General features: G+C 69.1%; 25 protein-coding genes and 3 pseudogenes. 9 read left to right on the top strand and 19 right to left on the bottom strand.

Annotated elements, in window-relative coordinates; all coding sequences use genetic code 11:
* Positions 1–74: 74 nt before the first annotated feature.
* A pseudogene (locus AB8O64_RS01325) lies at positions 75–792 on the top strand (IS5 family transposase); the annotation flags it as partial.
* An 11-nt stretch (positions 793–803) separates the two neighbouring features.
* Positions 804–1,403, top strand: coding sequence for an erythromycin esterase family protein (locus tag AB8O64_RS01320; RefSeq protein ID WP_370417363.1), 600 nt, complete (start codon positions 804–806; stop codon positions 1,401–1,403).
* Between the two features lie 163 nt (positions 1,404–1,566).
* Here AB8O64_RS01320 and AB8O64_RS01315 read toward each other — a convergent pair whose 3' ends face one another.
* Positions 1,567–1,932: a DoxX family protein gene (locus tag AB8O64_RS01315; RefSeq protein ID WP_370417362.1), complete on the bottom strand. Its 366-nt coding sequence runs from the start codon at positions 1,930–1,932 to the stop codon at positions 1,567–1,569.
* Between the two features lie 60 nt (positions 1,933–1,992).
* Between AB8O64_RS01315 and AB8O64_RS01310 the strand changes: the two genes are divergently transcribed.
* The gene (locus AB8O64_RS01310; protein WP_370417360.1) at positions 1,993–2,874 is read left to right on the top strand and encodes a LysR family transcriptional regulator; all 882 of its coding nucleotides are present in this window, start codon (positions 1,993–1,995) and stop codon (positions 2,872–2,874) included.
* A gap of 237 nt (positions 2,875–3,111) precedes the next feature.
* On the opposite strand, the gene AB8O64_RS01305 is transcribed toward AB8O64_RS01310, so the two are convergent.
* The 4 genes from AB8O64_RS01305 to AB8O64_RS01290 form a co-directional block, all read right to left on the bottom strand.
* Positions 3,112–3,360, bottom strand: coding sequence for a hypothetical protein (locus AB8O64_RS01305; protein ID WP_370417359.1), 249 nt, complete (start codon positions 3,358–3,360; stop codon positions 3,112–3,114).
* The gene (locus AB8O64_RS01300) at positions 3,333–3,845 is read right to left on the bottom strand and encodes a hypothetical protein (protein ID WP_370417358.1); all 513 of its coding nucleotides are present in this window, start codon (positions 3,843–3,845) and stop codon (positions 3,333–3,335) included. The genes AB8O64_RS01305 and AB8O64_RS01300 overlap by 28 nt, the downstream gene beginning before the upstream one ends.
* A gap of 494 nt (positions 3,846–4,339) precedes the next feature.
* Positions 4,340–4,840: a hypothetical protein gene (locus AB8O64_RS01295; RefSeq protein WP_370417357.1), complete on the bottom strand. Its 501-nt coding sequence runs from the start codon at positions 4,838–4,840 to the stop codon at positions 4,340–4,342.
* Between the two features lie 1,616 nt (positions 4,841–6,456).
* Complete coding sequence (locus tag AB8O64_RS01290) at positions 6,457–7,755, bottom strand: NucA/NucB deoxyribonuclease domain-containing protein (RefSeq protein WP_370417356.1); 1,299 nt, start codon at positions 7,753–7,755, stop codon at positions 6,457–6,459.
* 626 nt (positions 7,756–8,381) lie between these two features.
* Between AB8O64_RS01290 and AB8O64_RS01285 the strand changes: the two genes are divergently transcribed.
* A complete protein-coding gene (locus AB8O64_RS01285; RefSeq protein ID WP_370417355.1) occupies positions 8,382–9,665 on the top strand; it encodes a hypothetical protein in 1,284 nt (427 codons plus the stop codon).
* 332 nt (positions 9,666–9,997) lie between these two features.
* On the opposite strand, the gene AB8O64_RS01280 is transcribed toward AB8O64_RS01285, so the two are convergent.
* Positions 9,998–10,291: a hypothetical protein gene (locus AB8O64_RS01280; RefSeq protein ID WP_370423763.1), complete on the bottom strand. Its 294-nt coding sequence runs from the start codon at positions 10,289–10,291 to the stop codon at positions 9,998–10,000.
* A gap of 263 nt (positions 10,292–10,554) precedes the next feature.
* Here AB8O64_RS01280 and AB8O64_RS01275 point away from each other — a divergent pair, with 263 nt between their 5' ends.
* Positions 10,555–10,899: a hypothetical protein gene (locus AB8O64_RS01275; protein ID WP_370417353.1), complete on the top strand. Its 345-nt coding sequence runs from the start codon at positions 10,555–10,557 to the stop codon at positions 10,897–10,899.
* A 119-nt stretch (positions 10,900–11,018) separates the two neighbouring features.
* Positions 11,019–11,636 carry a hypothetical protein gene (locus AB8O64_RS01270; RefSeq protein ID WP_370417352.1) on the top strand — a complete coding sequence of 206 codons (618 nt, stop codon included), beginning with the start codon at positions 11,019–11,021 and terminating at the stop codon, positions 11,634–11,636.
* Positions 11,637–11,779: 143 nt separating this feature from the next.
* Here the strand turns inward: AB8O64_RS01270 and AB8O64_RS01265 are convergent.
* From AB8O64_RS01265 to AB8O64_RS01205, 13 genes and pseudogenes are all read right to left on the bottom strand, one after another.
* A pseudogene (locus AB8O64_RS01265) lies at positions 11,780–12,348 on the bottom strand (response regulator transcription factor).
* Positions 12,349–12,713: 365 nt separating this feature from the next.
* Positions 12,714–12,917, bottom strand: coding sequence for a hypothetical protein (locus AB8O64_RS01260; protein WP_370417350.1), 204 nt, complete (start codon positions 12,915–12,917; stop codon positions 12,714–12,716).
* Between the two features lie 288 nt (positions 12,918–13,205).
* Entirely contained in the window at positions 13,206–14,594 is a 1,389-nt protein-coding gene (locus AB8O64_RS01255) for a glutamine synthetase family protein (protein ID WP_370417348.1), read from the bottom strand.
* The gene (locus tag AB8O64_RS01250; RefSeq protein ID WP_370417346.1) at positions 14,594–16,015 is read right to left on the bottom strand and encodes an amino acid permease; all 1,422 of its coding nucleotides are present in this window, start codon (positions 16,013–16,015) and stop codon (positions 14,594–14,596) included. Before AB8O64_RS01250 ends, AB8O64_RS01255 begins: the two co-directional genes overlap by 1 nt.
* A 195-nt stretch (positions 16,016–16,210) precedes the next feature.
* Positions 16,211–17,194 carry a hypothetical protein gene (locus AB8O64_RS01245; RefSeq protein WP_370417344.1) on the bottom strand — a complete coding sequence of 328 codons (984 nt, stop codon included), beginning with the start codon at positions 17,192–17,194 and terminating at the stop codon, positions 16,211–16,213.
* Positions 17,195–17,217: 23 nt separating this feature from the next.
* On the bottom strand, positions 17,218–18,051 hold the full coding sequence (locus AB8O64_RS01240) for a Scr1 family TA system antitoxin-like transcriptional regulator (RefSeq protein WP_370417342.1): 834 nt from the start codon (positions 18,049–18,051) through the stop codon (positions 17,218–17,220).
* Positions 18,052–18,151: 100 nt separating this feature from the next.
* A complete protein-coding gene (locus AB8O64_RS01235) occupies positions 18,152–18,526 on the bottom strand; it encodes a hypothetical protein (protein WP_370417340.1) in 375 nt (124 codons plus the stop codon).
* A gap of 300 nt (positions 18,527–18,826) precedes the next feature.
* Positions 18,827–19,282 carry a helix-turn-helix transcriptional regulator gene (locus tag AB8O64_RS01230; RefSeq protein ID WP_370417338.1) on the bottom strand — a complete coding sequence of 152 codons (456 nt, stop codon included), beginning with the start codon at positions 19,280–19,282 and terminating at the stop codon, positions 18,827–18,829.
* A 202-nt stretch (positions 19,283–19,484) separates the two neighbouring features.
* Complete coding sequence (locus AB8O64_RS01225; protein ID WP_370417336.1) at positions 19,485–19,748, bottom strand: DUF6415 family natural product biosynthesis protein; 264 nt, start codon at positions 19,746–19,748, stop codon at positions 19,485–19,487.
* A 347-nt stretch (positions 19,749–20,095) separates the two neighbouring features.
* The gene (locus tag AB8O64_RS01220) at positions 20,096–20,551 is read right to left on the bottom strand and encodes a DUF6415 family natural product biosynthesis protein (protein WP_370417334.1); all 456 of its coding nucleotides are present in this window, start codon (positions 20,549–20,551) and stop codon (positions 20,096–20,098) included.
* A 70-nt stretch (positions 20,552–20,621) separates the two neighbouring features.
* The gene (locus AB8O64_RS01215; protein WP_370417332.1) at positions 20,622–21,251 is read right to left on the bottom strand and encodes a GNAT family N-acetyltransferase; all 630 of its coding nucleotides are present in this window, start codon (positions 21,249–21,251) and stop codon (positions 20,622–20,624) included.
* A gap of 95 nt (positions 21,252–21,346) precedes the next feature.
* Positions 21,347–21,529 carry a hypothetical protein gene (locus tag AB8O64_RS01210; protein WP_370424067.1) on the bottom strand — a complete coding sequence of 61 codons (183 nt, stop codon included), beginning with the start codon at positions 21,527–21,529 and terminating at the stop codon, positions 21,347–21,349.
* Between the two features lie 34 nt (positions 21,530–21,563).
* Positions 21,564–21,734: pseudogene (locus AB8O64_RS01205) on the bottom strand (DUF5999 family protein); the annotation flags it as partial.
* 266 nt (positions 21,735–22,000) lie between these two features.
* Between AB8O64_RS01205 and AB8O64_RS01200 the strand changes: the two are divergent.
* The 3 genes from AB8O64_RS01200 (at position 22,001) to AB8O64_RS01190 (ending at position 25,168) form a co-directional block, all read left to right on the top strand.
* Positions 22,001–23,416: a helix-turn-helix domain-containing protein gene (locus AB8O64_RS01200; protein ID WP_370417330.1), complete on the top strand. Its 1,416-nt coding sequence runs from the start codon at positions 22,001–22,003 to the stop codon at positions 23,414–23,416.
* A complete protein-coding gene (locus tag AB8O64_RS01195; RefSeq protein WP_370417328.1) occupies positions 23,413–24,285 on the top strand; it encodes a phosphotransferase enzyme family protein in 873 nt (290 codons plus the stop codon). Before AB8O64_RS01200 ends, AB8O64_RS01195 begins: the two co-directional genes overlap by 4 nt.
* A 409-nt stretch (positions 24,286–24,694) precedes the next feature.
* Positions 24,695–25,168 carry a hypothetical protein gene (locus AB8O64_RS01190; RefSeq protein WP_370417326.1) on the top strand — a complete coding sequence of 158 codons (474 nt, stop codon included), beginning with the start codon at positions 24,695–24,697 and terminating at the stop codon, positions 25,166–25,168.
* The last annotated feature ends 210 nt before the right edge of the window (positions 25,169–25,378 follow it).

Genomic DNA, 25,378 nt, shown 5'->3' with positions numbered 1-25,378 from the left:
ACGATCCCCGGCGGCAGCGCTAGGCAGTGTCCGGCGGATCATGTGACTGTCGGACTGCTGGCTCGCTTGCCGGCATGGGGCGGGGCGATCTGACGAATACCGAGTGGGTCCGGCTGGAGCCACACTTGCCGGCATCGGGACAGCGTGGCGGACGGTGGACCCATCACCGCAAGGTGATCAATGGGATCTTGTTCCGGGTGCGAACCGGCATACCGTGGCGGGACCTTCCGGAGCGTTTCGGCAGCTGGAAGACCGTCTACGAACGGCACCGTCGCTGGTCGGCGGACGGCACGTGGGACCGGATCCTGCGTGCCGTCCAGGCGGACGCCGACCTCGCGGGCCGGATCGACTGGAGCGTGGTCAGCGTCGACTCGACGTCCTGCCGTGTCCATCAGCACGCGGTCGGCGCCCGGAAGAAGAAGCCACGCGTCCCGAAAAAGGACAACGCCCCGGCACCACCGCCCCGACGAAGGACCCGGACGGTCCCGGGGCGGCCTCACCTGCAAGATCCACCTCGCGGGAGAAGGCGGATGCCGACCGATGGCCTTCCTGGTCACGCCCGGCCACTGGGGCGACGCGCCGCAGATGATCGAGGTCCTCGAACGCATAAGCGTTCCCCGTCCGCAGGGCGGTCACCCCCACGCCCGGCCAAACCACCTCGGCGGGGACAAGGCATACAGCTCACGCCGCAACCGCCGTTACCTGCGAAGACGCCAGATCAAGCACACCATTCCCGAGCCGAAGGACCAGCGGGCCAATCGCAAACGGCGCGGCAGCAAGGGCGGCCGGCCCACCAGAGGTCGGTGGGCGGCGAGGACTTCGACTTCGTTCTGCAGAACGCCCGCAACTTCGCCCAGACTTACACCTTCTTGACCCTCGACCCCGGCGACCAGGAATCGTCGACCGCCATGCAGGGCTACCGCGACCAGGTGATGGCCGAGACGACGGCATGGTGGCAGCGGCGCACCGGCGGCAGGGTCTTGCTGTCGGCCCACAACGACCACGCAGGCTACGCGGCCACCCACCCCACGATGTACCCGAAAACCCAGGGCTCGTTCCTCCGCGACACCCTGGGCGCGGACTACCTCGCCATCGGTACCACCTTCGACCGGGGCTCCTTCCTCTCCAAGGACGAGGCGCTTGCCGGCGAGTGGAAGAAGTTCACCGTCGACCCGGCCGGTCCCGGCACGAACGAGTACACGCTCGACCAGGTCCGGTACCGCGACTACTACGCCGACCTGCGCAAGGCCCCTGCCGCCGCCCGCAGGTGGCTGGACGCCTCGCGCCCGACATGCAGCGTAGGCACGCAGTACCTGAACGACAAGACGCCTGAGATCGCCATCGGCAGGGCCTACGACGCCCTGGTCTACCTCCATACCGTTCGGGAGGCGGGCAAGCTATAGCGCCCCAGCGCGAACCGGGCGTCTGCCGACTACCGGGCAACGGCGCCCGCACCACGCACCCGCACGCACGCCGACCTCCCAACAGGCCCCGCTGACCTGTCGCAGCGAAGGTTGAGCATTCTCATCAAGCATTGATTGGTGCCGTCATGCCGTCATGCCGTCATCACGAGGACACGGTCAGGGCCAGCGAGGCCACGGCGGTGGCGAAGTAGAAACCGGGAAAGGCGAGGTTGTAGAGCACGCGGGCGCGCAGATGGAAGGTGAGCGCGCCCATGTAGAGCAGCACGAGGCCGCAGGCCGCGGCGGCGCCGAGAGGGCGCAGTGCGGCGTCGTGGAGGCCGAGGAGGAGGCCCGCTGCCCCGGCCAGCTTGAGGGCGGCCAGCCGGGGCAGCCAGGCTCGAGGCACACCCACCTCCGCCGAGTTGGCCAGTACGAAGCGCGCCCCGGCGAGGTCGGCGACGGCCATACCGACGTTGACGGCGGCGGTGAGCAGGGTGACGACGAGGAGGGCGAGCTGGATACCGGTCATGCCTTCAGGATCCGCGGTCACCTTGGCACCGTCCAATAGCTGCTTCTATAACCTGGCGGCATGGACGTGAACACGCGCCTGCTGCGGTACTTCGCCGCAGTGGCGGAGGAGGGCAGCCTGACCGGGGCAGCTGAGAGGCTGTTCGTTTCGCAGCCTGCGCTGACCAAGCAGATCCGGCGCCTGGAGGAGGATCTCGGGGTACGGCTCTTCGTGCGTTCGCGGTCGGGGATGGCGCTGACCGAGGCTGGCCGTGAGTTCGCCTCGCGGGTGCCCTCGCTGTTGGACAGCTGGGACGAGGCGGTCCAGGCAACCGGCCGGGCGGCGCGGGTGCTGCGCCTGGGCTTCCTGGACGCGGGCGGGGTGGGTGCCGTCCGCGAGGTCATCGCCGCATTCCGGCAAGCCCGGCCGGAGTGGCGGGTGGAACTGCGGCAGTTCGACTGGTCGGACCCGAGCGCCGGCCTGGCCCGGGGTGAGGCGGATGCGGCAGTGGTGCGTATGCCGTTTCCGGGCCAGGAGAGGTTGACAGTGCGGGAGTTGTACGTCGAGGAGCGCGGGGTGCTGCTACCCGCTCGGCATCCGCTGGCGAACAGCGAGACTGTGGAGTTCTGGGAGCTATGGGACGAGCCGTTCGTCGCGGCCGGAGCCGAGACAGGAGCCTGGAGGGAGCACTGGCTGGCGGCGGAGGAGCGGGACGGGCACCCCGTCCAGGTCGGCGCCGTCGCCAGCCTTCCCGACGAATGGCTCGCAGCGGTGGCGGACGGCTGCGTGGCGCTGGCCCCGGCGTCGGCGGCTCGTTTCTACTCCCACCCGGACGTGGTGTTCCGTCCGGTCCGCGGGGTCTCACCGAGCCGGGTGGGGCTGGCTCGGCCTCAGGGGCGAACGCAAAAGGCGGCGCTGGATGAATTGCTGGAGGCCATCGCGCGGCGGCTGAGTCGGAGTTGACGACGGGGCCGACGTACCGCGGCGCGCTGTCCGGCCGGATCGACGCTACTGCCTACCACGCCGAGCCGATGACACTCAGTGTTCGATGAGAACACTCAACCTTCGCTGCAACAGGTCACCCGCAACGACGAAATCCCGCCCGATCAGATTGATCGGACGGGATTTCGTCAACCGCTCCCGAGCTAACTCAAGAACGGCCCTGCGAGAGGCTGACCAGGGACTCGTCCACGATGTCCCTCACCCGAAAGAGACACGTGCGACGACGGCCAGGAGCTCACCGGTGCGGGCCGCTTGCGTCAGGACCGTCTCGTCGGCGGCGTCCTTGACCGGTCCAGCGACCAGGACGTGCTGGGCGCGGTCGAGGAGGTCCCACCAGTTCTCCGACAGAGACACGGTCCCGGCCGCGTCCCACAGGTGCGGCAGGACGTCGTCGCCCTCCTCAGTGACGTGGGTCAGACTCACCAGGGACCGGGAGGCGATGTCCACCGCAGCCGCCTGGAGACGTCGAGCCCCGGCATGCGGCGCAGGTCCCAGGGCTGCCAACCGGTACGGCGGCGCAGATCTTCGATCCCGGCACCCGTGGTCTCGCACTCCAGCGTGAGCATGGGCAACCACCCCTCCCCGCCGGGCGCGGCCGTACGGGTCAGCAGCACCCGGTACCGCGGAACGCCGTCGGGGTCGTCAAGCAGGAGACGGACAACCTTGAAGGGGCGGCTCCCGGGGGCCTCGACCCACGCGATCGCACTGCCCTGGGAGCCCGTATCCAGCGCCTGGGCCGTCAGCGGCGCGCCGCCGGCAGCCCAGTGGTCGAGCACGTCCTCCAGGAGTTCGGCGGCCGCCGCTTCCGGCAGCTGCTCGAGCGCGGCGAACGCCGCGGTGCCGTCCCCGGATTCGGCGGCCGCCAGCGCCAGCGGCGCCCACAGGCGCGTCGTGGACGAGGCGAGCGGTGAGTGCGCGGCACCGCGGTTCAACGACAGCCCGTAGACCGTGCCGGCGACCGTACGTTGACCGGCGGCCGGGGCCTCGACTCACCTAGCTGCCCCCGGGGGCCAAGGTGTTACGACCGTAACAGCTTCGGTGATGCCCTCGAACGAAGGTCCAGGAAGAGGTGCGTTTGAACCGCTTCCTGGACATGTGAGCGATCCCCCACCGATACGTCGTGCCTTACGTGCCTAACTGCGGGCTACCTGTCTGACCTGCACAAAAAGTCAGCAGCACTAGATAACCAGCGCTTCGGCGAAGCCGCAGCTGTTGAAGAACGCTCCCAGTGCAGAGGGTTGACCCGCTCCGAGGACCCCACAGCGCCAGCCAGCAGGACGACGTACGGGCACCGGCCGGGCGCTGATGTCCGAGTTTGCGCGCCAGGCCCAGGAAGCCGGGGCCACCGGGATCGGACTCTTGGCCGAGCATGGCGGAGACCGTGACGGCCGCGGGGAAACTCGCCCCGGGCAGCAGCGCGGAGGGGTCAGCGCTCGGCGCGGTGGTCGTAGACCGTGAGGGCCAGGGCTCGCATCGCGGCCTGGGCGCGCTTGGTGTCCACGCCCTGGTCGACGGCTTCCAGTGCTTCGGCCGCCGAGACCCGTACCGCGAGGGGGAGGCCGTCGTAGGCGGCGGCACGGTAGGCCAGGGTGCGGCGGGCCTGGCGTTCCGTTTCGCTCACCCCGTCGGGGGTGAGGGGGAAGACGGCGGCCTGGTAGGTCGCGATGGTCACCAGGACCGCGTCGGCGATCCCCTCTGCATAGCCGTCGGCCCGGATGGCATCGGGGTCGGGGTGGAAGAGGGCGGCGATCTGGCGGCGGGCGAGGAACGAGCCGATCCCCGCGCCCAGGCCTGCCGCACCCGCGGCAACCAGGGCCGTCGTGCGGCCGCCCATGAGGAGACCGAAGCAGACTCCGCCGAGCGTCGCGCACGTCACCAGCACGAAGGTGATCAGCAGGTGTATGCGGGTGGCGAGCGGAGACGTCATCCCAGCAGTATGCACAGCACCCCCAACACCCCCAGCACCTCCGCGGGGACCGCGGGTCGCGGGCGTTGGCCCCAGTCCACCCCGCGCGCCCGGCGATGATCCGTCGGTCTGTGCGGACTTGACCCGCTCGAATTGGTCCGCCCATCGCGCCCATGGATGGTCCGCCGATCGCCCGGGCCACGCGTTACAGCCCGGCGTCCGCCCGCGCGTCTGCGTATGCAGCCCGACGAGGTCACCCGCCTATCCCAGGTCAGCGGCCTCGCCGAGATGTTCGCCGACGCCGAGTTTTCTGAAGCCTGGGAGGCCGCTGCTGGCGACCCCTTCATCGCCGAGTAGCACCACCACCTCACTGGCCCGCCCGGCGCCATACATCTGGGAGAAGACGCATCGGCGGCGTTGCGGGCGAAGCTGCTGATGATGAGCATCCCTCTGCGCGACGACCGTCACGCACAGCTACACGAAACGGCGCGGACTCCCATCTCGGACATCAGCCACAAAGTAGCTATGCACGAAGTTCAGGCCGTATGGTCCGCATCGCGAGGATGTGGTGGACGGTGGCACCATAGGTCACCCTTGTTTTTTGCCTGTCAAGGCTGCTGTTGAGCAAGGTGGCGCTGAAGGTCGATGTGCCGGAATTGGTACACCGTTCCGACCTGCCGCAGCACGCAGCGATGCTCGTGCGCGTCCTGGAGAAAGGCCATCAGATCCCGCGGGACTCTGCGGCGTACTGTCAGGTAGGCCCTGGCCACCGCGAAGTACGCCCAAGCGGTGTGACTGGGCCCGTCCGTGGTCCCGCCGGCGAGACCGAAGGCAAGCCCTGTCGCAAGCCCGGCCACGGTCCCGCCCGCGAGGCCGAGGGCAAGCCCAGTCGCAAGCCCGCCAGCTAGCCCGGCCCCGACCCCGATCCCGAGGATGATGAAGGTCCGGCGATCTGAGGAGAGCAGCACGGCTGGGGCGGTGATGGTGGTGAGAGCAGGTCTCTCAGTCCCGATCCCGACCCCTAGCCCAATCGCGGACCGGGTGTGAGGCGCAGCGGCGCCAGACCAAGCGCGGGCCCGCCGCTCGCAGCCGAGCTCAACGGCCTACGAGGCAGGTGACCGTGACCTTGCGCACTGGGAGGCCAGCTCAAGGCTGGCGCAGTCCACGCCGATGTCCTGCGCTGAGCAGCTATCTCCCCGGCGTGCTCTGCACTATCTCCACGTTGAGGGCCCCTGCTTCTCCAGCCCAGCCTTTCGCTGCTGCGCAGAGGGCTGGTCGTAGGAGACCACCGAAGTGCGGCGCTCACCGCCTGCCGCGGGCGTCCATTTAACCCGGTAATCGATCACCATCGTCCTCCAATAGCGTGCTCGTGGCCCCGAGGGCAGCAGTGGCTCTGCGAGGCGCACCCGCTCAGGCCCGTACCGCCACTGACATCGGCGGTGCTGTGGCGAGAGTGCCCCTTGTCGGCTTGCCGGGGTCGGGGCCCGGCCGCGTTCGGCGACGCGTTCATGGGCAAGCAGAGCTTGCCCGCCACCTGGGGGCTGCGTAACCAGACGAGGACGCACCGGCGGATCCGCGCCGCCCTCTCCGGCGACGACACGGCCAGGCCGTCGGTCACACCGCGTCAGCCCAGCCGCCTACGGGGCGATGATCACCTGGAAGGCCTCGCCGTCGAGGATGCGGTCGGACCGCACCGCCGCGCCAAATTCTTTACTGCCCGCATCGACGTTGTCCTTGTTGGTGACGTGGCCGCGTACACAGGGCGCGTTTGTCTTGACGTTGCCGTTGCGTAGGACCTTGACGTTGCTAACGTCCCATACGCCGCCCACTTGTTGGGGGAGGATGTCCACGCACAGGGTGCCCGCTTTGCCGCCCTCCTGGGTCGCGGCGAAGGGGAACTCGTCACAGGAGTCGTCCGGCACCGAAGGGTCTTTGACGAACCTGTCCGGCGCCCGATTGCAGGTGAGGTCTCGACTGCGGTTTTTTTCCTCTTCGGTCTTTTTCTTGTAGTGCAGGGGTTTGTTCTTGGTGCCCATGCTGAGGGTGGTCAGGTTGTTCTGTGCCCACTCGTAGGTGATGGCGGCGGCCCGGTAGAGGGACCTGCGGATGGTCACGTTGGCCATGTGTTCCGGGATGACGCAGCCCGTCCAGTCGCCGGTCTTGCCGTCACAGCGTATCTGGGGGCCGCCCCAGTCGTTGTTTGCAGGCGGCAAAGGCACCCCGGGGACCAGAAGGTTCAGCATCGCGTGGTACTGGGGCTGGACCAGTGTTTCGCCGCCCGGGCCGACCGGAGAATTGTAGTCGATGGTCCCGCCGACGTGTTCACCCACATTCGACAGCTTCGCCACGAGGGGTGCCGACGCGGAGCACTGCCCGGTGCAGATGGCCTGCAGGACCAGTTCCACGGCGGGAATATTGTCCGTTTTGCTGTCCAGGGTGACGATCACGCTCTCTTTCCAGTTGGAATGCGGCACGGCCTTGAGTTTGGAGTAGATGTAGAGCCTACCCGCAGCGGCGCCGATCATCTCCTTCTGGTCGGGGCCGTAGTAGATCCACAACAACTCTTTTTCAATGCAGTACACGAGGCGGGTGGAGTTGTCGGGGGGCTGTTTGCCGCACAGGGCTTCCGGGCTTTCCGGGTCCGGTTGGTCGTCGCGGGGAGCGGGGGCAAGAACACGTGCGGTGGCGGGGGCGGGGGCAGACGCCCCGGGCTTGGCCTCGTAGCAGGCCCACGCCGCGCCCTTGGGGGCCCCGCTGTCAGAGGGGACAGCCGTGCAGGTGCCGCGGCCCTGGGGGGCGGGCAGGGCCGTGGTCCGGGCAGCGGCGGCCGAGGAGGTTCCCAGGGCCAGCAGGGCGGCGGTGAGGGCAAGTGAGACTATTGCCGCCAGCAGTCGTCTGACGCGTTCGTGGTGGCGATGTAAACGTGGTAGGGGCATGTTCGTTTTCTCCTTGTGTTTCCGATTGGCCGGGGTTTCGTGCCCCGTGCTGGATGCGCTCGGGGCTCATGCGGACGCTGCCGGGCCGGTCGTCGGGACCGGCGTTCCTGCTTCCGGCTCACCGCCAGACATCGTCTGGCTCGATCCGCTGAATTCCCTTCTGTTGTGCCGACTTTGTCGCGCCCAATCGTTCATAGGGCCGCTTACGCTGGCGCGCAAACATTTAAGGCGCCGCGGCCGCCGGAGGCCGTCGGTTTCAGAACGGCCAAGTTGGCCGAATGTCGTGATGGCTTGGCGGCAGTCGGCTGCGCCGGGCGGATGATGAGAGGCCGGTCTGGCGGGCCCTGGTCGTCGCGGTGACAGCAGAATCACGCCTGAACAGCCTATTTCTGCGGTGCCGGTGGCGGACCTTAGCTACGCGGATGAAATCTTGATGAACCACTGGCAGATCAAGGCTTCCTTACAGCCCATGAGGGGTCATGGATTTCTCCTCGGACCGGCTGATTCCGTCATCGTCACTGCGTCGCTGCCGACGCTACATTGACCTTGATCGACCACCACTCCCGCCGCGTAACTGACAGAGCTCCGGCTGGGGCGACATGACGCCCGGTCAGGGAAAGGGCATAATGGGTCACTTGAGATCTGCTGGCCGCTGGGCCAGAGGGCTGGTCGCCCTCACCGTAACCGCTGCATCGACGCTGGCCGCCATAACTGCCGTGGCCGGCCCCGCCGCGGCAGGGCAACTGAAACCCGCCATAACCGCCGGCAAGCCGAAGCTCGGCGACGTCTGCACCTCCGCCGATCTTGGTACCCGTCACCCGATCATCAAGAGCGCCGACGTCGCCCCCACCGTCACGCACTTCAAGGGCTGGTACGTCACCGAGGGCTCGACCGGCAACCAGAGCGTCAACACGAACACCACGGAGACCATCTCCGTCTCCGTCGGCCTCAACGGCACCGTGCAGGGCAGCTTCGCCGTCGAGACCCTCGGCTCCGTCGGCGCGAGCCTGGGCCTGAACGTGCAGGTGAACTACACCTCCACCAGCAGCACGTCGACGTCCGTCACATGGAACTTCCGCACCCCCGGCTACTACGGCCTCTACAAGGGCACCAAGAAGGTCACCGGCACCTATGGGAGTCTCAACTGCAACCGCGTCCAACAGGGCGACGGCAGTTGGGCGCTGAAGTGGACCGAGGGACCCGACAGCGGCAGCTACACCACCTTCACCACTCTCGAAGAAGGCGCGGTGCGCTGCGAGGACAAGGTTCCCGCCAACAGCATCATGGCCAAGGCCCAGGGGCTGTTGGACTGCGGCTCCCCCGCCGCCACCGCGAAGCAGCCGGCAGGTCCCGTCCCCTCGGCCAAGGCCGACCGGGCCAAGCACGACGCCGACAACGCCGCCAAGGCCGCCAAGAGCGTGAAGGCCACCCAGGCCGCCAAGCCCGCTCCGCGCGCCGCCCTGAACTGCCAATCCGGCGTCTACAGGATCCACGTCCCCGGCAAGCCCTTGAACTGGAGCGCACCGCTCCTGGCCAACGACGGCATCCGCCTGCGCGAATCGAACTGGACCAGCGCCCACCTGGACAACTGGCGGCTGTGCAACGTGACGGAGCGCAACGGGGTCATCGAAGCGTCCCTGTGGAACTGGGGCAACGGCGGATGCGCGACCATCCCGGCGGACATAGCCAACCGGGAACAGGCCTACCTGACGACGGCCACCTGCGCGGAGGACGACCTCCAGCGGTTCTACTTCTACCGCGACGTCCCCGGCAGCTCGAAGATCGGTCTGCAGAACAAGTACACCGGCTCCATGCTGGGCCACGACCGGTACGCGGACGGGGAGCTCATCCGCCAGTATTCCAGCGGCCGGCAGGACGGCACCGGTACGTACACCCTGACCGCAGTCTGACGGCCCCCACCAAGTGGGCGCGGCCCCGCACGTGCCCCCCCCGGTCTCCCGGCGGTTCCGTGCGGGGCCCTCCGCGTCTCTACCCCGAGTCCAGCCTCGGGGACCGGTGCCCGCGGCTGAACGTCCCCGCTGCACGCGGCGAACCCCTGCCAAGGCGGTTCGCGCTTCAACCCGACGACAGGAGCGAGCTCACCTCATGCGTATACAGGGCCCGTTGGCAGTGGCCTACGAGTTCTCGTCTCGGTTCGTCACCGACCCACCAGACAGGCCCTAGGCCGTTCCTTGTGGAGCCGACCCGGCTGACCGAGGGCAGAGCTTTGGCAGAGACGCCGTCAGGGCGTGTCGCCGGAGTAGTAGAGGCGGCAACTGACGCCGGGGCCGGGTGTGCGGGGTTCGCCGGGGCGCGGGTCGTACAGGGCGCGGCCGCCGGGCCACCGGCAGAGCTCGGTGGTCAGGGCGACACCGTCGTCGACTTCCCCGGCCCGCCATCCGTGGATGTCGAGCAGCAGGCCGTCCAGCGGCCCGCCGACCAGTTCGGCGTAGGTCCGGTGCGGCAGAGGGCCGGGGTGGGGATCATCGTGGTCGTGGCCGGGGAGGCGGCACTGGGCCCGGTCTGATGGAGGCAGTGCCCCGTCGCCGGGACTAGGCCGGCTACCGGCGCGGTCCCGGTAGGCCGCGGTTCTTCATCGCATGATTCGTCTGGCACCGGCCACGAAAGGACCGCTGGTCCTAGCCCAGGATGGGTCGCTCTCGCACTGGGCGGGGGCGACCAGGCAGGGGCTGACCCCCTTACGCGCCTAGCCCGTCGGGTCGTCCTGATCGGGATACGTGCGTCGGTGGGGAGACGCCCCTATGGGGTTGGTCAAGGCGGTGGGGCGAAGATGGCGCCATGACGATCTGGTTCCGTGCCTACTATGAGGATGAAGACCTGTGGCAGTACTTCGAGGCCGATGATGAGGGCTGGGCGGTCCGTCAGGTTGAGGTTCGGGGGGATTCCCGGCCGGTGACAGCCGCGTCTCTGATGGAGGTCGTGCATCTGCGTGATCACTGCGACTGGGCGGCGATGAGCCGGTATGAGCAGCAGTACGGAGTCCTGGCGGACGGCAGAGTCTTTGACGGCTGGAAGGACGAACCGGATGCCGAAGAGCTCTCCGTTGAAGAGTTCGAGCAGGTATGGGCTCGGGCCAGTCAGGCCCTGGGTGGCCAGGCTGACGTAGCGGGTGGGGTTTCGTAGAAGGTGCTGTCGCGAGCATCGCGAAGACGTCGGCCCGCCGTCTCGTGAGGCAGAGCACTGCTCGGGTGGGGTGTTTGCCTTGGAGCAGGCCCGCACGGGTGATCGGTATTCTCACGTGCATGGGGCTGGACATCACTGTGCTGATCGCCGACTGGACATGGCTGAGTGAGATTCCGCCCAGGGACAGGCTCTCGCGCTTGAGAGGTGCCTGGTACGCCGACGAGACCGGGCTGTGGGATGACGATGCGCCCGTGGTCGAAGGCGCCTGGGCGCGGCCAGGTGGGTCCAGTAGCGCGTTCTTCGCCGTCTACGAGTTCCGGGGCACCCTCGGTTCGTTCAAGCCCCACTTCTGGGCGGGGGAGCGGTGGGAGTCCGTGCGCGACCATGCCGACCCGCTGGTACGGGCCCGTTTGGATACCTTGCTGCTCGGGCTGATCTGGGGAGGGCTGGACGGTGAGGCGGAGCACGTGGATCAGGGCTTCTTCTGTGATGACCCCGCCGTCACCTATGGTGTTCTGCTCGCGAGGTCGCCGGCCAGCGTGCGGGAACTGGCCACGACGTCGGAGGAGGTACGGCCGTGGCTCGACGGGTTGCGTGGGGCGTTTGACGAGCATGCCGCACTGCCCGGGGGATGGGTCCGCGACTTCGAGGAGTTCACCGAGCTGCTGGAGGACTGGGGCCGCGTCCTTTCCGAAGCCGCCCGGAGGGGCTGGGGAATCGTAGGGCTGAGCGAGTAGGGGCAGGCCCGGTCGCCTCGCGCGACATGGTCACGCCGGATCGCTGCGGACCGGCTCTCGCCCCCGGCCGCCGCTGATCGGACTGACTGGGCACCATGAAGCCGCAGGGGAGGACGATTGGCCGCTGCTGGTCGGTTCCGCATTCAGATGAGGCCTTGGCGGAGTGCATAGGCCACGGCGTGCGAGCGGTTGCGGAGCTGCAGCCGGGTCATCAGCCCATGCAGCACGTTCTTGATGGTCCGCTGGGAGTAGGCGAGCTTCCGGGCGATGTCGGCGGTGTCGAGTCCCTCGGCGACCAGCCGCAGTACTTCGATCTCGCGGGCGGACAGGCCGTTGAATTGATGCCGCGCGGCCCGAGCACCTCGCCCTGCAGACGGCCGACCTGCTCCAGCAGGCTGCCCAGCAGATCGGCCGGCACATACCCCTCTCCCCGCGCCACGGTCCCGATCACCTGGACCAGCCGTTCCGGAGTGGCCTCAGAGCGGCGGACGACTCCGACGAAGCCGCATTCCGCCGCGCTCACCAGTTGTTGCTCGTCGATCTGCGTGATGACCAGCACCTCCCGCGCGGTGCTGGTCCGCTGGATCTGGCGCAGCACGCGCACGACGCCCTCGTCGACGGTGTCCACGACCATCACGATGACCTGGGCGTCCTCTGCGTCGCTTTCGTCGATGAGGCGTACTTCGGGGCGGGGGCGGAGCTGGCCCGCCACCCCGGCTTGCGAGATGGGGTCGTACGCTCTCACGTCCACCACGATGCGGTCCGCGGATGCCCCATTCACTGTGCATCCTTCAGGCGCTGGTCGGCAGGTGTCAGGTACTCGGCATGCCAGTGAGTCTGTGGCAGCGGGATACGGCTCGAACCGTGTCCAGCCGTTGCTGCGATGGCAGCGTGTGCTGCCAGAGAGGGGAGAGCTCTGTGGGGCATCGCGGGATCCTTCGAATTGTCGTAGCTGTGGGCCACGGACGTCGGCCGAGGGAGTTCTCCCTCGGCCAGATGAGCTCCGGATGATGGCCGGCAGCGCCGTGTGCCGGGCAGGGCTGGCCGGAGGTGGCGGCGGGGCACGAGAAGACCTCGTCAGGTAGGGCGGTGGTCCAGGGCCGTGCGGGGGGAACCTTGTTGTGCGGTGGTGATGTCGTGGGCCCTACGCAGGGCCCACGCACGCATCCGGTGCGCCACGTCGTCGACCTTCGCATCCCGGCTGGTGCTGACTGACAGCAGGACGTCGTCTCCTGCGGCGATGGTAAGGACGTAGCCGGTGCCGAACTCGACGAGGCTCATGCGCCATGAGGCATCGCCCGGCGGGCAGAACTCGGCGCTCACCCGGTGGGTGGCGTGGGCTGCGGCCAGTCCGGCCGCGATCCGGTTCCGCCTCCTGCCGCTCCAGGTTTTCGCTGTGCACGTGGACCAGGCCGTCGAGTGTCAGCACCATCGCGCCCCTGACCGCAGGGTCCGCGACGATCTCGTCCAGGAGGCGGGCGTCGTAGTCGTGATGGGTATACACACAGGTCCTTTCCCGGGGGCGGGGGCGGGGGTGCGGCGGGCGGTTCGCCCGCCGCACCTGGCGCATCAGGCGCGGGTGAAGCCGCGGCGCCGCTCGGTGTCCGGAACCTCGTAGCGCAGCGCGTCCAGTTCGACCTGCGCCGCGTTCTGGTAGTGGCGGGCGACGGTGGGTGTGAGGAGGTGTTCGGCGAGTCCGCCGTCCACGTAGGCGGCGAGGGCCTGGTCGAGGCTGGCCGGGACGGGAGCGTGGGCGGTCGTCTTGTAGGCGTTGCCGGTGCTGGCGGGCGGGGGTGTGAGGGCTTCGCGGATGCCGTGGTGGGCGGCGGCGAGAACGGCGGCCAGGGCGAGGTAGGGGTTGACGTCGGCGCCCGGCAGACGGATCTCCAGGTGGCGTCCGCGTCCGTGTCCGGTCACACGCACCGCACAGGCACGGTTGTCGTGCCCCCACGTGAAATGGGTGGGGGCGAAGGAATCAGGCCGGAAGCGCCGGTAGGAGTTGGGGGTCGGTGCGTACAGGGGGGCGAGCTGGGGCAGCGCGTCGAGCAGCCCCGCGATGACCTGCAGAGCGACCGGGGACAGTTCACCGGTGGAGTCGGCCAGGACGGGCTTGTCGCCGTTCCACAGGGAGAGGTGGATGTGGAGCCCGCTGGCCAGTCCCGTGGCGGGCGCGGCCATGAAGGTGGGCACCAGGCCCTGGCCGTCGGCGACCGCCCGGGCCCCGTGCTTGAACACCAGGTGGCTGTCGCAGGCCTTGAGCGGATCGCCGTAGGGGAACGTCACCTCCACCTGCCCGGGCGCGCCTTCGGTTTTGACCGCTTCCACGGGCATTCCCGCGAGCCGCAGGTGTTCCGGGAGCGTGCGCAGGTACGGGGCCAGCGGGGCGGGGTGGTCGAGGGTGTAGTCCAGATTGTGGGGGGAGACCGGTGCCAGGGGCCGGCCGTCTGCGATGCGGGCCGGGTCGCAGGGGTAGAGGAAGAACTCCGCCTCCAGCCCGACCTTGGCGGACATGCCGAGTCGGGCTTCCAGCTCCTTCAGCTGGCGGCGCAGTACCTGCCGGGGCGCGACCTGGACCGGCTGACCGTCCAGGTCGTGGGCGTCGGCGAAGACCAGGGCGGTCCGTGAGGCCCACGGCAGGACGCGAAGCGTTGCCGGGTCGGGTATCAGGCGCAGATCGCCGTAGCCGGTGTCCCAGGAGGACAGTGCGTATCCGTCGACGGGCCGCATATCGACATCGGTGGCGAGAACATAGGCACACGCCTCGGCACCCTCCCCCGCGATCCGCTGGAGGTAGTGCCGGGCGTCGTGGGCTTTGCCCTTGAGGCGTCCCTGGAGATCGGGCACAGCGAGCAGGACGGTGCTGATGTGGTCGGTCTCGATCAGCTCTCGCAAGTGGTCATCCTCGCCGGAAGCGGCGGGGCGGGGCTCATCGGCGGAGGTGGCGGCGGGGGTGGGCATCAGACGATTTCTCCTTCGAGGTTTTCCATGCCGGCGCTGCTGCTGGCGCGGGGCGTTAGGTAGGAGTGACGGCCGGAGACCGCCCACCAGATGGCAGCCAGCGACAGGACAGCGACCAGGGCAACCGGGGCATAGTTGAACGAATTGACGGTGATGGGGCTGGACTGCGGCAGGCAGAACAACACCGTGACCAGGCCAACCCACACCACCGCGGCCCAGCCCACGACCCGGCTCCACGGGCCGAGATGCCACGGCCCGGGAGTGAAGTCCTTGGCGCGCAGGCGCAGGTAGATGGGGATGGCATAGGCGGGGGTGATGCCGATGACGTTGATGGCGGTGACCGCACCGTAGGCGGTGGGGGAGTACAGCGAGGGCAGCGCGAGCACCGCCGCCGCGGCGACGCACAGCCACACGGCCGGGCGGGGCGTGCCGGTGGCTTCGTGGACCTGACGCCAGAGCCGTGAGCCGGGCAGCGCCCCGTCACGCGAGAAAGCAAAAACCATCCGGCTGGTGGCCGCGACTTCGGCGTTCCCGCAGAACAGCTGCGCGCCGATGACGATCAGCAGCAGGGCCTTCGCGCCGTAGACGCCGAGGGAGTCGATGAAGATCTGCGCGGGTGGCACACCGGTTGCTGTGGCCTGGGTGCCGGCGTAGTCCTGGATCGCGAACGTCAGCCCGATGAGGAGGACAAGGCCGGCCAGCCACGACCACCGGATGGCGCGGACGATCCCGCGCGCCGCGGCCACCGCCGCCCCCGGTGTTTCCTCGGACAGGTGGGCCGAGGCGTCGTAGCCGGAGAAGGTGTACTGGGCCAGCAGCAGGCCGATCGCGGCGACGTACCAGGGGCTGGACCAGCCGGTGCCGTTGTTGAAGTGCCCGAAGACGAAGCCGGCGGACTGGTGGTGGGAGGGGACGACGGCCAGGACGGTGACGATGACGGCGACGCCTATCAGGTGCCACCACACGCTGACGCTGTTCAGCACGCTCACCAGCCGCACCCCGAAGAGATTCAGCAGGGCGTGGAGCAGCAGGATGCACAGGAAGATGACCATGACCAGGCCGGGGGTCGGGTCGATGCCCCACTGGAGGTTCAGGAAGGCGCCGGTGAAGAGGGCGGCGCCGTAGTCGATGCCGGCGATCGCCCCGAGCAGGCCGAGGAGGTTGAGCCAGCCGGTGTACCAGCCCCAGCGGGGGCCGCCGAGTTGGTCCGCCATGAAATACATGGCCCCCGAGGTGGGGTAGGCGCTGGTGACCTCGGCCAGGGCGCCGCCGACCAGCATCACCATCAGCCCGACAGCCACCCACCCCCAGATCATCACGGCCGGGCCGCCGGTGGTGAGGCCGAAGCCGTAGAGGGTCATGCAGCCGGACAGCACGGAGATCACACTGAAGCTGATCGCGAAGTTCCCGCGCGAGGTCATTCGCCGGGACAGCACGGGCTTGTAGCCCAGGCGGCGCAGCGTTACGTCGTCATCCGGCTGCCCGTCAGAGCCGGGGCCGGGGCGGGGATGAGGGGAGTGAGAGTGGGACACGGCAGAACCTCCAGATGCGTAGATTCGAAAGAATGAGACGGGAGCAAAGGGGGGTTGGGGGGGGTGCCCGGCAGGGTATGGCGGTCATGCGGCCGGGGGGTGGTTGCGGGCGTAGGACAGGGACTGTGTACGGGCCCGCACGAAGTCCTCCCGCCACTTGTCCGGGGTGTCGCTGACGTACCGCCAGGGCTCACTTGTGGCATAAGGCCCCTTCGCGGTGAATACCCTGGCCGCGTCCTGGAAGTGGTGGGCAGCCCAGAGGGCGTGAGCCAGGTGGCTGAGGTCGAGGACCGACCGGACCGGAGACGACTCCTGCACCTCGTGGTCGAACCAGCCCTCCAGCGCCCGCAGGGTGTCACGCAGGATGTGTTCCTTGGTCCACTCCTGGCGGACCAGCAGCTCATCACCGCGCTGGCGCCGGTACCAGTAGCTCCTCGCGTAGGTGTACAGCGGCAGCACCCGCAGCGCCGTGCCTGCCGGTGCCCAGGACCCCACCCAGCGCCCGTAATCGACGGCCTCGCCGGGGGAGCCGCCGTGGCGCACGTACAGGAATGCCAGCAGCCGGTGATACGCCTCGCGGTTGTGCTGATCACGCTCGTCTGCTCCGTGCAGCAGCCGCCACGGGCCAGGAGGGAGGGTGGGCTCGGCGGGCAGCCACCGGTTCTCCCGGAGCGACTGCCGCGGATCCAGCTGCGCCAAGGCGAGCATGGACACCCACGGCACAGGATCGGAAGGCGCACAATGGGCGGCTGCCTCGCACGCCGCACGAGCCTCTTGTGCCAACTGCCAGCTGTAGGCAGTCCGCTGGCGCTCTGCCCGCAGAGCCCGTTCCACCATCACGCGGGCCCGCGTCACTGCCGCATCCACACTGCCTCGCTCCTCGGTCTCCCATTCCTGGATGACGGTCGAGCCCGCAGCCGCGGCCGCCAACACCTGGGTCCGCGCGGTGCGTAATCCCCAGCGATCCTCAGCGCGGGCAAGGAGGTTGCGCATGGCCAGCCAGCGGCCGACCTCCAGCTCCTCCAGGACCTGGTGCAGCTCGTGGTCCAGGCCCGCCGGGTGATACACCGGCCAAAAACCCCGGGCCCGGCTCACTCCTCCTCCCCGCAGCGGTCCTCAATCTCGCGCAGCAACGCCAAGCCCGCCTCCGCAGACCCGGCTTGAGCCCAAAGGCCGTCCAGCACCGAGTACAGAGAGCCGTCACCGGCGGTGGAGTAGCCCACCGCGAGCGACTCCTGAACGAAAAGCGCCTCACCACCCGGCAGGGTCAGCTCCGTGAGATTGCCCGCCGGCACGCTCAGCCCCCGCTCCGGGCTGAGGAAACGCACCTCAACCTGCCCCAGCCCGGCCGCACGGCGCAGCCACCAGCACTGGCCTGCCACGACCCCCCGCCCCCAGCTCGCGCTGCGCAGAGCTGCCTCCTCCAGCAGGATCTCCACCCGGCACCCCGAGGGATGCCCCCGTGGCACAGGCCGGGCAGTGACGGCCGACAGATCGGGATCGACGATCAGCCCACCGTGCGGCCTGATCAGAGCCTGCGCGTAGGCCGGCGTCTGGAACATGCCCGGCACCATGAGGGAGGAGTAGACCCGCATCTCCATGGCCTCCCGCTCGACAGCGAGCAAGCGGGCCAGCCGCCCGGGGGCCACATCCCCCACCGGATGACACGCCTGTGGGAACCGGGACTGCGCCAGCAGACGCTCGATCCCCTCAAGCTCCCAGGCGCTGTAGCGCTTGTACAGACGCAGGAGCGTCACAAGCTCCCCCTCCGGCGGCGGGGCCTCGGCGCGCTCCATCCGGCTGATCGTCGCGACGCTGCAGCCGGTCGCATCGGCCGCGTTCTGCTGGACCTTGTCGGCCCGGCAGCGTAAGTACCGCAGGTACGCGCCGACAACGAGCGCGGCGGCCGGTGGCGGACTGCTCATGGTGTGGCCTTCCAGGGAGCTGATCGGGACGACCGCGCGCGTGACTGGCCGCTGCCGGTGAGGACGCGGGGCCGTGTACAGGGACGGGTGATCACGGGCGTCACAGGGCGGTTTCGGGGTGGACGAGCCACAGGAAGACGCGGCGGTCGCGGCACCAGCACAACTCAGCCCTGTACAAGCGGTCGCAGGTGCTCAGGTGGGTTCGGGTCGGCATGAGGACCCCGTGGGCGCGCTGCTCCAGCAGGGCCTGGCGGACCTGGGCCCACCCCGGCCGGGTCCTGGGGTCGCTATCGCCCGTGGCGTCGTGGAAACACTCACGGACCTGCCACCTTCGGGAGACCGCAAAGTCCTGGGCCTCGGCCAGGGGAACCGCCGGGTCACCGTGGGCAGTGGTGAGGGCATAGACCACCACGGACACCCTCTCGGCCGCCGGGGCGAGAGAGGCATCGAAGACCTGCTGACGCAGGGCGCGCAACTGTCCCGCGGCCGAAACGGCTGCCCCTTGCGGCGGGCCAGGGCGCGCACGGGCGGTTTGCGCTGGCCCGAGCCCCGGACCCGGTAAGAAGGCGTTCATGCTGCGCCCTTCCTGGGAAAGCGGCTGTTGCCGGGCTTGACCGCCGTGTTGGCCTGGGCGCAATGGAACGTGGCGTAGATGCCCGGGTCGGCCGCGGCCTGGGTCGGCATGAGAGTGAGCAGCAGAGTTGGGCGAACGGCCAGCAGGGCCCGAAGGGCCGCCGCGAGGAGCGGCGCGGCTGCACCGATCGTGTCCAGCGGGTCACCGTGCGGTCACCTCCGCACCGAGAATTCCGTAGGCGTGACCGAGCTTGACCACGTGGGTTTCGCTGCGCGCACCGGCCCGCACCGTCAGGTCTTTGATCATGCCGCGGGCGGTGTGCCGGGAGACCTTGAGGCTCTGCCCGATTTCCGGCAGCGGCTTGGTGGCGAGGAGATTCCACAGGTCATGGTCTCGCTGGGTGAATTCGCCGGGCGCTTCGGCGGCATCGGGCCGCTGCAGCTGCTCACCCATATACGCGGCGTGGACCATGACGGGCCGGTCAGTGACGATCAGTTTGTCGCGGATGTGCGCCAGGTGTCCGCCCAGCGTCCTGGGCGTGATGCCCATCGTCTCGGCTACCTCGCGAGTGGTGAGCCCCTCGGCCAGGTGCTCGAGGACGCTGACCTCCGTCTTGGTCAGCTGCGCTAAATCTCGATTGAACCCTCTGGTCCCCATGATTCCTCTCCGATAGAGCTGCACACCGTGTGCAGCTTGATGGGCAGGGCCTGGCGGACCCCTGCGGTCTGCGCGACGGGACTTCGTGGCGGTCCGCTGGTGGGCTGGTCGTCGAAGGAAGGCAGCGGTCAGTGGTCATTTTCGGCACCGGTCGGGAGGTGCGGGTGGCGGCGGCGCAGCGAGCGCCTGACCGGGGAATCGGTCATCCCTCGTCCTCGTCCAGGACATCGAGCATGGCCAAGGTGATCAAGGCGAGCCGGCGCAGATACGTCCGTGCCGGGCCGAAGCCCGGAGGCGGGGCCTCTCTCAGCAGGACGTGCGCTCGGCCCGCTGCCGAAGCCGCCGTGCCACGGCTGACAGCCACCAACTGGCTGAGGTTCTCGCGGAACCGCCCGGTGAGCTCCTCCACCTCGGCCCCGCTCGGATCGGCATGCTCACCCAGCACGGCTTCGAGGTCGTCATACATGGCGTCCAGGGCCCGAGACCCACACAGCCCCGCCAGGACCCTCTCAACGAGATCCAGTCCCCTGGATGCCGCTGCGGCCTGGTTCAGTGGGCCTGACGTGCGTATGGCCCCCAGCGCCACATCGAGGGGCAGGTGCTCCCAACAGGAAGCCGGGGAACGGACGGTGCACGCACAGGCCTCACCGGTGCCCCTCCGCCCAGGGCGTGACGGCTCCTCCGCAATCGGCCCGACGAAGTCCGGTGCGCACTGCCCGGCCTGGCCGCTGGCTGGGGTCCGGCGTGCCTGGTGCCTTCCGCTGGGATGGCGGTGATGTGCCCGCTGCCCGGGGGCACTGGGTCTGCTCGCGCTCATCGCGGTTCTCCGGTGAGGTCCAGGAGGTCCAGGGTGGCCAGCGCGACCCGGCGGAGGTAGACGAGCGCGGGTATCGGATCTGAGGGCGGGGCCACGGTCAGCAGAGTCCGGGCCCGTCCGGCGACCCGGTGCGCCTCGCAGCCCGCAGTTGCGGCCACCGGGAGCCGGGCCTCGCCGGCCAGCTGTCGCAAGACCGGGAGCAAACGGAGGGTGAGCTCGCGGGTCTCGTCTGTGCCCGGAGGGGTGTGCGCGGTGTGTTCGCCGAGAACCGCCTCGAGGTCTTCGTACACGGCTCCCGCCCAAGCGGCGTCCCGGATCCCCCAGAAGCCGGCGCCGTCTTGGTCAGCCAGGCCGCGCCTGGGCAGTGCCGGGACGCAGCTGTCGTCCCACCGCGGCATGGCGCACTGCGGCTGGTACCGGTTGATGTCAGGGAACATCGTGCTCGGCGACAAGGGATCCTCCAGGACAGGGTGCTGGTTCGTACGCCGTGACCGTTGCGCGGCTGACGTCGGGGTGTCCCGGTTAGGCGGTGGGGGTGGTCTCCGCGATGAGCGCTGCGAGCGACGGCGTCCGCCGGGGAGAGTGCTGGAGCAGATGGACATGGCGGCCGCCGCGGAGCACCGTCTCCACACCGCCGCAGTGCATGTCGTCACGGGCGTAGCGCATCAGTCGATCGGAGCGGGCGACGCCGCGCAGCCAGTCCACTCCACCCAGGCGCGCCGCATAGTCCAGTGCCCACCACACCATGAACCGGCTCAGTCCCTGGCTGCGGCACCGGGGGTCGGTGAAGAGGGCTATGACGCTCAGTGCCGGTTCGGCCAGCTGCTCTGCCGACCAGCCATGCCCTGGGGTGGAGCCCAGCAGCGCGATGCATCCCAGGAGCTGGGAATCCTCGCGCAGCAGCCACACGATGGGGCGGCCCGTCTCGGTTTGGCCCAGGAGCTCCACGACCGTGGCCCCGGGGGTCTCGATGCCGGCGCGTGCTCCCTCGCCCAGCTGAAGGATCCGGTCGGCGATCAGGTCTGAGACCGCCCTTCGGTCAGCCTGGGTAGCCGGCTGCATCTCGTAGACCGGGGCATGCCCGCGCCCGTGCGCCCGGGCGGGGTCGTGCGGGGTGGGGACAGCGCGGGTGTGCTGGTCGGTGTTCTTCATGCGAGGGGCTCCGGATCAGCGAGGTGGTGACATGCCTGTCGTGCCGCCGTGCGGGCCGCTGCGTACCTGGCGGGTACGCGCCTGCGTCGATCGGCTCAGGAGGTCAGCCACGGCGGGTATTCCCCGCCCGTCGCCCGGCCCGTGTGGCCCACGCGAATCCGCTGGTCGAGAGGTGTCTGCGGTGCCCGGCGTGTCGTCCGGGCGGCGGGCAGAGGGTGCCAGGTACCGGGGATGTCCGCCAGGGACAGCGGCACGCCGCCGTGGGACGGCGTGCTCACGCGGATGCCGCCGCATGCTGGCCCACCGGGCGGTGGGCGGGATGACCTGGCCGTCCGGCAGGAGAGCCCCGGTGTCCTCGAAGTAGAGAAGGCCGTTGCATAACAGGGTCCACCCCTGCTCGGGGTACCAGGCGGTACAGTGCGCGGCCTCGCGGTCGGAGGCGTGCGCGCTGGGGCACAGCGGTGTGTGCGAGCACGTACTCATCACGGTCCCTTTCACGTAGGGGCGTAACTGGCCCGCATCTCGCCCATCGCAATCAGGTGACGCGGGTCCGGTGCACTGATCGGGTGCGTGGCAGGCCAGGACTGCGGGCAGGGGCGTACAGCTCCCGTGTATCGGGTGGCGAACTGTTCGGGCCGGGAGGGCAACTCTCGTGCCCCCAGGGGCTGTTGCGCACGTCAAAGTGTGCGATATTGCAGACCGCTGCAATATCGCAGAGGAGATACGTACCGCGCCGCCGGGAGTGGTGTATGACGGACACACAGCAGCCCCAGGAGGGCCAGCTCGACACGGAGCGCGGGCAGCCTCCACAGGCCGCAAAAGCCCTGCCCTCAAATATTTGGGCCCGCCCCGACGTACGCGAGGCCCTGGCCGCGGCGGACTTCAGCGCCCTGTGCCGGGCGCTGCGCAAGCACTCCGGATGGCGCCAGCAAGACCTGGCCGCCCTCGCCGGGGTATGCCAGGCCTACTGGTCGCAGCTCGAGCGCGGGAGGCGCGGAATGCCCTGGGCCAAGGCCGCAGGGTTCCTGCGTGCCCTCGGGGCGCCGACGTCACTGCTCCCCGCCGGCCCGGACCCCAGAACACTCGCGGTCGCCTGCCACCGCGCGCAGCGGTGCCCTGGTGACACCGCTTCAGGCAGTGGGACCAGCTTGTCGGCCCTCAGTGCAGCCAGCGCTGACTCCTCCTTGCAGTTCGTCGAACTGATCACATCGGGCGCGGTCGACTCCGACGAGCTCGAGTACCTGTCCCTCCAGCTGAGCCGCCTTGCCACGGCTTACGTCCACGCCCCGCTGCTGCCGCTGTTCAAGGACCTGATCAAGGTCCGAGACCGGATCTTCGACCACCTCCGGCGCCATCAGGGCCCCGCCCAGACCCGGGTGCTCTACCGGCTGGCCGGAACGGCCTGCCTCCTGCTCGCCCACGCATCGCAGAACATCGGCGACGAGCACTCCGCCCTGGGACAGCTCAGGACGGCAAGGACCTTCGCCGAACAGGCCGACCACACCGGTCTGCGCGCCTGGACCCGCGGCACCTACGCCCTGTTCGCCGAATGGTCACCACGCCGGCGACAGGCGCTCGCCTTCGCGGAGGAGGCCGCTCGCCTGGCTCCACCGGGTGATTCCCGTATCCGCATCGCCGCCATTGCCGCGCGTACTGCCGCCCGCCTCGGCGACCGTGACCGGGCCCTGGTGGCCCTGACAGCCATGCGCGCCGCCCAGGCCCAGACGCCCGTCGAGGACGAGCTGTCCGAGATCGGCGGGATCCTGACATTCCCCCGCGCGAAACAGGACTACTACACCGGCACCGTCTACAGCCTCCTGGGCGACCACAGCCGGGCCGAATACCACGCCACCCGAGCCCTCCAGCAGTACGCCGCCGGGCCCGCCGAGGAGCGCTCCTACGGCGACGAAGCCCTCCCCCTCACCGACATCATCACCGCCCGCCTGGCGCACGCAGACTTCACCTCCGCCGGCCGGCTCCTGCAACAGCTCGTAGACCTTCCCCCCGCCCTGCGCATCCGCCAGCTGGGAACCGGCCTCCACCGCATCCAGTCGATACTCAGCCAGCCGCAACTGCGCACCACTCCCGCCGCCCGGCACCTGGCCGAACTCACGCACGCCTACAAGGTCATCGAAAGCGCCGGCCCGGTACCGTCCGTGCGGTGACCACCACCACAGCACAGTCCAAGGACGCGGCCCAGGCCGCCTGCCGGGCCCTGGGAATGGACCCACGCGGCCTCACCCCGCTACGTGTTCATGCCACAGCCGTCTACTTCCTCCCCGGTCAGGAGACGGTCGTCAGGGTCAGCCCGGGGGCCAGGGGCGAAGCCATTGAGCGGGCCACGGGCCTGACCCGCTGGCTCGCCGGCCAGGGCTTCCCGTGCGTCGAACCGCTGCACCGGCCGGTGCACCACGAGCAGCACGTCGTCAGCTTCTGGCGCCACTACCCGCAAGACCGGCGGAAGCAGCCACCGGCCGAGCACCTCGGCGGTCTCCTGCGACAGCTCCACGATCTCCCGCCACCGCCCCTCGACCTGCCGGTCTACCAGCCACTGGCCACGCTCCGGCAGGCAGTCACCGGCAGCAGCTTCCTGACACAGGAGATACGGGCCTGGCTCATCGAGACCTGTGACCACCTGCTCCGGGCCTACCAGGATCTCGAATTCCCCCTCGGCATCGGTCTCGTGCACGCAGACGCCTACCCGGGCAACACCCTGTGGGACGGCAACCTGGTCCGCCTCGGAGACTGGGACGAAGCGGCCACCGGCCCACGGGAGCTCGACCTCGCCAACACCTACCAGGGGATCCGATTCGGCCGGCTACCCGAGGAGCTCGACGCGTTCACCCGCGCCTACGGCTACGACCCGCGCACCTGGGAAGGACTCCCCGTCCTGATCGCCATACGCGACCTCCACACCCTGGGGCCATTCATCCGGCGAGCCGACACCGGAGATACCCAGGCCACCGTGCAATTGCAACACCGCCTGGACACTCTCCGTTCAGGAGACACCGCGACGCGTTGGGACATTTTCTGACGCCCCAGTCTCAGCCGGCACTGTGAGGCACGCCGAATCGGTGTCCGCAGCTGCTTGCCCCTTCATGAGCACGCCCCGGTGTCTCTTCTGCTGGTCGTCAGAGTGTGAGCCACGGTCCCACGACCGCCGCCGGAGGGCCCCTTTGCAGGTGTGATTCAGGTGGTGCTTGCCCGGCACCCGCGGACGTCTGCCGGGGCGTGGACTGCCCCTGCGGCGGCCTGGACCGCCGCCGACAAGGCGGCCGCGCGTTCCGCGCGCGAGATCTCATCCTGAGCAATGGCGGCTTCCACGGAATCGGCCATTTTCCTTCTCACCGTGTCCGAAATCAGCGGACGCTTCACGGAGGCGGAACTGGACGAGCCTGTCGGCGCCGCTCGTCTTGTCGGTGGCCGACCGTAGGGTGCACAGGGTGAGTGACCTCTATGAGCTGATGATTGCCGTCGACCTGCGGGACGAGATCTCCGAGAACGAGCTCGCCGAGCTGAGCTGGCATCTGGGGATCGGGCCCCGGCCGGAGCACCTGTCCATCGTCACCAAGTTCCCGGTCGTGGTGGTGGACGACTCGGGGGCCCCGGTGATTGAGGACGATCCCTATCCGCTGCTGGCCGGGCGGGGCGCGGCACTGCGGGTGGGCGGTGTGCTCTGCTCGGCACTGGCCAGTCGCGCGGACCTGCCACGGAAGGGCTGGTCGCTGATGTCCCGTCAGGAGATCCACCCGGACGAGTTCGAGAAGGTCGGTGAGCTGCTGGGCTGGCTGGCCACAAGGGCTCACGAAACGCACCTGCTCGGGGATGGCGCGGTCGGGATCGGATTTCTCAGGTTCCATGAGGCCAGGGTTCCGGATGTACTTCAGGTCGAGTATGGGCAGGTCAGCTGGCCGTAACGGCCTGCGCGAGTGGTGTCCTGGTGCGGCGTGCGGATCCCCGGGCCGACGTTCTCCGGCCTGCCGGCCGCAGTACCTCCACCAGCGAGTGGGGGCAAGCACCCGGGACATGACCTTAGGAGGTGAGGCTGCCGCTGTTGCGCCGCCGCCGTGACCTTCTCCGGGCGCGGACCGGGCGGGATTCGAGGGTCAGGAAGAGCGATCTCCCGT

The organism is Streptomyces sp. QH1-20, from assembly GCF_041283565.1.
Taxonomy (GTDB): domain Bacteria; phylum Actinomycetota; class Actinomycetes; order Streptomycetales; family Streptomycetaceae; genus Streptomyces; species Streptomyces syringius.
This window is presented reverse-complemented; position numbering and strand designations above follow the sequence as displayed.